The sequence below is a fragment of the Actinoplanes sp. NPDC026670 genome, assembly GCF_040638175.1.
Taxonomy (GTDB): domain Bacteria; phylum Actinomycetota; class Actinomycetes; order Mycobacteriales; family Micromonosporaceae; genus Actinoplanes.
Genome location: NZ_JBEZXU010000035.1, coordinates 110,680 through 117,052, shown reverse-complemented (window position 1 = coordinate 117,052; position 6,373 = coordinate 110,680). Strand labels below are relative to the sequence as shown.

The 6,373-nt window shown below is 64.5% G+C and carries 9 protein-coding genes; 5 read left to right on the top strand and 4 right to left on the bottom strand.

Annotated features, from left to right (window positions below):
- A partial coding sequence (locus tag AB0E94_RS30710; protein WP_360333196.1) for an IS701 family transposase occupies positions 1–959 on the bottom strand: 959 nt, incomplete at its 3' end.
- A 210-nt stretch (positions 960–1,169) separates the two neighbouring features.
- Positions 1,170–1,652 (bottom strand): hypothetical protein, encoded by a 483-nt coding sequence (locus tag AB0E94_RS30705; protein ID WP_360333191.1) that lies wholly within the window; start codon positions 1,650–1,652, stop codon positions 1,170–1,172.
- Positions 1,653–1,848: 196 nt separating this feature from the next.
- Between AB0E94_RS30705 and AB0E94_RS30700 the strand changes: the two genes are divergently transcribed.
- The gene (locus AB0E94_RS30700) at positions 1,849–2,361 is read left to right on the top strand and encodes a hypothetical protein (protein WP_360333188.1); all 513 of its coding nucleotides are present in this window, start codon (positions 1,849–1,851) and stop codon (positions 2,359–2,361) included.
- On the opposite strand, the gene AB0E94_RS30695 is transcribed toward AB0E94_RS30700, so the two are convergent.
- The gene (locus AB0E94_RS30695; protein WP_360333186.1) at positions 2,324–2,857 is read right to left on the bottom strand and encodes a hypothetical protein; all 534 of its coding nucleotides are present in this window, start codon (positions 2,855–2,857) and stop codon (positions 2,324–2,326) included. The two genes, AB0E94_RS30700 and AB0E94_RS30695, sit on opposite strands and share 38 nt — an antisense overlap.
- 247 nt (positions 2,858–3,104) lie before the next feature.
- Here AB0E94_RS30695 and AB0E94_RS30690 point away from each other — a divergent pair, with 247 nt between their 5' ends.
- Together AB0E94_RS30690 and AB0E94_RS30685 are read left to right on the top strand one after the other, a co-directional pair.
- A complete protein-coding gene (locus AB0E94_RS30690; RefSeq protein WP_360333183.1) occupies positions 3,105–3,560 on the top strand; it encodes a hypothetical protein in 456 nt (151 codons plus the stop codon).
- A gap of 256 nt (positions 3,561–3,816) precedes the next feature.
- On the top strand, positions 3,817–4,356 hold the full coding sequence (locus AB0E94_RS30685; protein WP_360333180.1) for a hypothetical protein: 540 nt from the start codon (positions 3,817–3,819) through the stop codon (positions 4,354–4,356).
- A 75-nt stretch (positions 4,357–4,431) separates the two neighbouring features.
- Here AB0E94_RS30685 and AB0E94_RS30680 read toward each other — a convergent pair whose 3' ends face one another.
- Positions 4,432–4,956, bottom strand: coding sequence for a pyridoxamine 5'-phosphate oxidase family protein (locus AB0E94_RS30680; protein WP_360333177.1), 525 nt, complete (start codon positions 4,954–4,956; stop codon positions 4,432–4,434).
- Between the two features lie 207 nt (positions 4,957–5,163).
- Here AB0E94_RS30680 and AB0E94_RS30675 point away from each other — a divergent pair, with 207 nt between their 5' ends.
- Together AB0E94_RS30675 and AB0E94_RS30670 are read left to right on the top strand one after the other, a co-directional pair.
- The gene (locus AB0E94_RS30675; RefSeq protein WP_360333174.1) at positions 5,164–5,448 is read left to right on the top strand and encodes a hypothetical protein; all 285 of its coding nucleotides are present in this window, start codon (positions 5,164–5,166) and stop codon (positions 5,446–5,448) included.
- A 191-nt stretch (positions 5,449–5,639) separates the two neighbouring features.
- Positions 5,640–6,350, top strand: a complete 711-nt coding sequence (locus AB0E94_RS30670; RefSeq protein WP_360333171.1) for a MerR family transcriptional regulator — start codon at positions 5,640–5,642, stop codon at positions 6,348–6,350.
- Positions 6,351–6,373: the final 23 nt, after the last annotated feature.

Sequence of the window (6,373 nt, the reverse complement as noted above, 5' to 3'; positions counted from 1 at the left end):
ACCTCGTTCTTTGCGGTCTGGAAGCACTCCTCGATTGCCCAGCGAGTGCCGGCGACCCGGATGAGCTGCTCGTCTGTGGTGTCGGCGGGGCCGTAGCACAGGTAGTAGGCCAGTTCGGTGGGGTCGGTGATGCTGCGACGGATCAGTAACCACCGGGCGAAGCCGTGTTCGGCGGTGCCGGTGTCGGGCATGGTGGCGACGGCCCAGTCGTAGAGCCGGGGACCTTTGACTCCGTCACCGCAGCTGCGGCGTTTCCATGCCGGGTCCGGTGCCTGGGCCGCAAGGAGGTCCGCGCGGGAGCTTCCGGCCGTGGTAGGGATCTTCTGGTTACAGGCGACGGCGAGGACGTAGCCAACGTGGCGGCGTTGGAGGGCGGCGCGGAACTTGCTGTCCTTGCCGTATGCCTCGTCCGCGGTGACCCAGTGCGCTGGGATGCCGGCATCCAGGGCTCGGGTGAGCATTTCCAGTCCCTGGGCGGGCTTGGTCAGGAACTTCACCTTCTCGTCGATGCCGGCCTCGGCGCGGCGGATCGGGTCGTCGTTCCAGCGCTGGGGTAGATAGAGCTCTCGGTCGATCAGCGCTCGTCCTTTGCTGCTGGCGTAGGCGAGGAACACGCCGAGCTGGCAGTTCTCGATTCGGCCGGCCGTTCCAGAGTATTGGCGCTGGACCCCGGCGGACTTCACGCCCTTCTTCAGGAAACCGGTCTCGTCGACGATCAGCACACCGTCGTCGTCGCCGAGGTGTTCGGTGACGTAGTCGCGCAGGTCATCCCGAACGGCGTCGGCATCCCAATCGGCGCGGTTGAGCAGGCGTTGAATGCCGTCGGGCGTGCTGTCACCGGCGGCTTCGGCGATCGTCCAGCCATTCTTGCCGGCCAGAGGCGACAGCAGGCCGAGTAGGTAACTCCGTGCCCGGCGGCGTGGCTCGACACGTCCGAACCGCTTTGCGATGCGGGCCATCACATCGTCCAGGCCCGCAAACCAGCCCGACACAAGATCCACTGACACAAGTCGCGGAGTCTACATAGTACGATCGGCGTCGTTGCGGCGGCGCCATCAATACCGGGCGCGAACCAGCCACTACCTGCGCAGACTCCGGACCTGAAAGTGCGGCTGGAGTACTAGGTTGGGCTCAACCCGAGCACGGATCGCGGCATGACAGTGCCCTCATCAGGGTCGAGGCGAACCCGACTCAAATGGCTGGGTAGAATCAGAGCTTGATGCCGCCGGAATGCCCAGATCTCCGACGACAAGCATCAACTGGAGGGGAAGCTCCTTGTCGTATTGAGCAGCCTCGGCGACAATCCCGCGTGAACCCACTCGCCATAGCTCGATCTCGAAGAACCAGTCCGTCATGTATCGGAACAACGATTCCCCTGGATCGTCCAGTGAGCCCTCTCCGTCGAAGAAGTACCGCTGTATGTCGAGCTTTTCAGGCATTCCGTATCGGGCGGAGATCATGCGCGCCAGTTCAGCACGGTCGGCTAGGAACCTCTCCCTGGCCCGCTGGAACTCAATCTCCCCTGTCCCAGTGCTGTCGCAGAACTGGCTCGGGAACGACTGGCTCTCACAAAGATCGACATGATGGGGCTCCGCGCGGCCACGCTCGTCTACCGCAAAAGGTCTGACGAGCAGATCATCGAGCGTCGTCATCCATCTCTCCATGGCGGAGACCGTATCGCTTCGTGACGAGCCGGACACCGGCTCATCGGCACGCCGCCAACCGCGGTTCATCACCAGGGCGTGACAGCGGCGGCCCAGTCCGAACACGGATCGCGGCAGCAGAGGACATCATCTGAGCAAGCTGTTTGTGCTTGTCTCAGCAGATTGAGTCGCACAGACTTCAGCGATGACGTCGGTCGAGGCGGCAATCCGCAAACAGTTGACGCCAGGAACCCGGTTGCCCACACCGACCGGACGGTCAACCTTTGAGATCAGCGAGATGACCGCGGACTCGTTGATCCTTCTGTTCGGCCCGAAGAAGACCAGGACGCCCATCAGCTGGGCTTGCCTTGAAGGTATCCCTGACTACCTGCGCGGCAGGCAGTGGATTCGCATAGGCGCCAACCGCGATGTCCAAGGCGACCAAGATGCCCTTGACGGTTACCTCAAGGGCTTCATCAAACGGCAAACGGCGGACTACATCGCCGTCGTCCTGGAACAGGCTGGCGTGGTCGAGTTGGATCGAACGCGACCGGCCCGGCTCCGGCTTCGGCCCTGCCGGCCGGAGCCGGGTACAAGCTTGTCGGCGGCAGAAGAGGACGGCCGGCTCGCGGGCAGCACGGAAAGTCTCACACAGGGAGGCCCGCCTCAACTGGCCCGCTTCAACGATGGGCGACAAGCCGTCGATTCAGCTCGGTGAGCAGCGCTGACGGTCCGGGCGTCATCAGGCCGACGTCGACGATGAACACGGCGGCGCCCGAGCGTCGACGTACCCGTGGTGCCCACGCCGACACGGCGGCGACGGCAGCGGCGTTCAAGCTGGTGGGGGTTACCAGCAGCTCGGTCAACGGGCCGGTGAAGCGCAGCCCGACCGACTGAACCGCCGACCACGGCAAGAACACCGGTTGGCGGCGGGTGGCCGCGAACTCCAAGCCGGCGGCCGAGGCGCGTATCCAGCTGGGATTGCGGCCAGCACCGAGGACGGCCCCGGTTGCTCCGGCGATCGCCGTCAGCAGCACCCAGATCACCGTTTCGGTGAAGTCCCACTCCTCCAGCGAGAGGCCGATCGCGATCCCGCGGAACAGCAGAAACACGGGAATGAAGATCAGTGCCATCCGCAGCCACAGCCGCGACCGGCGCAGACGGAATGTCACCGCGTCGCCGGCTGGGGCGGGGATGAGATCAACGGTGGCCATCAGGGAAGTATCCGCAGCCCGGCTCGTCCTCGGATCAGCCGAATGATCACCGCCCGAGCCATGGTCGCAGGCCACTGCCGGTTACCGGCGCATCTCGGTCGGCCCCCAACCGAGCCTCATCGGCAGGACACGACGTCAAACCGCCACAGCGCACCAACCGGCCGCGCCCGCAGCGATCGGTCCGAGCGCGATCAGCGGAAGAAGAGCACAGCTGTTCAAGCCGGATCCGGTACTCGAAACTGAGCCGGTGAGTCTACGAGACCTTGCGGAGATCGCGTTCGAAATACCCGGATGGCCCCCGATCAAGAACGAGGCCCTGTCGCTGTTCTCGGCTGGTAACAAACAATTTGAACGGGTCCGGTCGCTGCTGGAGGCAGCCGCTGAAGCCTCCCGGCAGACCGGCTGGACCGTCATCAGCGGGGACATCTGCCTTGCCGTAGTTGTCCGAGCTCCATCGGGCCGTCCTCCCGGAGACGCCACGAACTACCTCGGTGGAATCGGAGACGTCCTCCAAGACAAGAGCAAACCGGTCAACCTTGACCTGTCCCACCTCGGCCCACTTCAAGCGGTCGCGCTGTACGAGAACGACCAGCAGATCCAACGGGTCAGGTACGACGTGGAGACGGCTGACGTGCCGTCGTACACGGTCAAAGTTTCGGCCTTGCCTGGTGTCCAGCAGCTCACGGCCGCCGACCCGACGTGAGGAGCCCTTTCGGCTTCGCCTAAGTTGGGGACGCTCTGGCCCGGACCATCCGGACTTCCGGCTGGCACCCTCTTCTACGCCGGGCCATCCGATGAGCGATCCTTCAGCGGTGAGTTCTGATCTCCCGCGGCCCTATGCGGAGGAGCCCCCGGTCGTCGTGCCCCCGACCGGTCTGCGGCTCGTGCGGGCTCACCCGTGGTCCGTCGCCGCGACCGTTCTCCTGACCGGCTTGATTCTCGCTCTCTACCCGATGGTCTTGAACGCACTGCTCAACTCCTCCACGTTCAACCAGAACCCCGCCTTCTTCCTCCTCCTGCCAGCATTCGCGCTGGTCGCCGTCCTACCGACGGTGGTGCCGCTGACGGTGGTCGCCGTTCTGGCGAAGCGACGGGTGACGGTGGGCCGTGCCCTGGGCTTGGTGGCCGCGTCGGCGATCGTCGTCGCGGCGCAGGACAGCCTGTCCAGCGTGGTTCGGCTCGACGCCGACGCGGGCGGCGAGCTGCCGATACGTGTCCTGTCGATCGCGCTCAATCTCATGACACTGCTCCTCGTCGGGCTGCTCGGCCTGGTGATCTACCCACCGCTCGTCGGCCGGAACAATCTGCCTGCACTGGTGCTGGGGTCGGTGGTCATGACACTGATCGTCGCCGCAGAGATCTGGATCGGCGGTACGGAAAACGATCCGGGCATCCTGTCCTGGACCGTGGGCGCGTTCGCCGGAGTCGGGTGGGCCGTTGCCGTGCTGTTCACCTCCCCGCCGGCCGTCCCGGAAATGGGCCGCCCTCTGCCGGAGTGACGACGTCGTACCCAACGTGACGGCATGGCCATCGGTGCGCACGCTCGGCGGCAGAAGAGGACGTCCGAGTGTGGTTCAGTCCGTGAGCTGCGTCCGATGCCAAATTTGCCGCGGCGCATACCCTTCCCGGCGCAGCCAGTGCTCGGTGTAAACGATGCGATCGGCTGGGACTACGCTGATGGGCCCGAGTGGTGGGTCGTCGAGATCGCGCGCTCGCTCGATGTGGTCGGATTGCCACCGAACCACCGGCCAGTAGCTCTCGAAGTCAGCGTGGCCCGGCTCCAGGATCCGAGCCTTGCCGAACAGTTGCGCGCCACGGCTGCTGGCCTGCCCGACAAGCGGCGCGAAGATGCCGATGGACACACGCGGGTCGTTGCGAATGTTGCGCATCTTCGGCGACGTACCCAGCGCCGTGAAGACGATGGTGAAATCCAGGTGGAAGTAGCGTACCGGGGTCGCGAGCGGCCCGTCCTCACCAACGGTCGCCAGAACGCACATGTTCTGCGAGGACAACAGGTTGAGGATCCGCTCCTCCAAACGCTCGGGCTCCAGCCGCCTCCTCGGGCTCGGACCGGCCAACCACGGGTTCGTCACCACCATGATCACAGCCTGCCAGGAGCATCCATTGACCTCACCAGCAGACTGCTACCCAACAGTCATGCCGCCACACAGACTTCTACCGGCAAGATCAGGCCCCGGCGAAGGCGGTCAGAACCAAGTCGGCGCGCTGCGCCGGTATGCGGCCATGAAAGCGCACCGAGAGCTGCGGCATGAACCGGAGGATCGCCCGGGCGATACGGTCGGCCGGTGGACGTTTACCTGCTGTGGCACGTTCGTCATTCGCGGTTCCTCGATGGCAGGCCCACTGAACATCGTGGCGCGGACGGCGAGTTGATCTGGGACGAGGAAGAAGGGGACGATCTGAAGATTCTCGGCACCTACTCCACCCTGCAGAAGGCCCAAGAACGCCTCGTCCGTGCCCGGGAGTTGCCCGGATTCCGCGACGAGCCGGACTGCTTCCTCATCGACCAGTACACACTCGACGAAGACAAGTGGACCGACGGCTTCGTCACCGTGCCGCCAGGCGATTGAGCCACCTCAAGCCGGAAATGACGCCGCGTAGCGACCTGATTGCGGCAAATCCGTGCGCCTGACCTTGGTTCTAGCATGTCGGCTCCCAGCTGGCCGGGAAACGCATTCATCTCGGACAGAAAGGACGTCGCGCTGATTCTGGCGAGCGTTGATGTTGACTCTCCTGCGACCAGAGGTTCGAAGCTTGGTGGGTGAACGGTGATGACCTGCTTAACATCGGTGCGTTCGCTGCGGCGACCGGTCTGACCATCCCTGCCCTGCGTCACTACGACGAGATCGGGCTACTCAAGCCCGCTCAGGTCGATCCAGGCACCGGCTACCGGCGCTACGGCCAAGACCAACTCGACGATGCTCGCCTGATCTGCGGGCTGCGCGCCGTGGGCGTGCCAATCGATGAGGTCCGTGCGGTGGTAGGCCGGTCTCCAGGACAGGTGCGGTCAGCGCTGGACGTGCACCGAGAGCGGCTGGTTGCTCAGGTCCGCGAGGTGTCACAGCGGATCGCCGCCGTCGACGAATTCATCGAGAAGGGAACTCCGATGCCCACATTACAGACTATTCGCCCCGTTCAGATCCGCATCAGGGTCGCGGACGTCCAAGCGGCGGCCGGGTTCTACACGACCGCGTTCGACGTCGTGTTCAACGAATCGATCTCGTCGCTACAGTTCGGCACGTACCGAACGGACCGGTTCTTCTTGATCACACTTGAGGAGCATGACGGAGCTGCCTCAAGGCATGAGGGCACACGATTTGGGCTGCTCGTTGACGACGTCGACACCGCTCACGCCCGTGCGGTCAATGCCGGGGGTGTGGAAGTTCATCCCCCGACCGATTTCGCTTGGAAACCGCGTACGTCGTGTGTCCGCGATCCCGATGGGAACGATATCGACCTGAGCCAAGCATGACTCCCGACCGCACAATGGGACCG

What these genes read in the sequence shown, in the direction of transcription:
- AB0E94_RS30680 (WP_360333177.1), bottom strand. Translation starts at nt 4,956, where the DNA reads ATGGTGGTGACGAACCCGTGGTTGGCCGGTCCGAGCCCGAGGAGGCGG.
- AB0E94_RS30695 (WP_360333186.1), bottom strand. Translation starts at nt 2,857, where the DNA reads ATGGCCACCGTTGATCTCATCCCCGCCCCAGCCGGCGACGCGGTGACA.
- AB0E94_RS30700 (WP_360333188.1), top strand. Translation starts at nt 1,849, where the DNA reads ATGACGTCGGTCGAGGCGGCAATCCGCAAACAGTTGACGCCAGGAACC.
- AB0E94_RS30705 (WP_360333191.1), bottom strand. Translation starts at nt 1,652, where the DNA reads ATGACGACGCTCGATGATCTGCTCGTCAGACCTTTTGCGGTAGACGAG.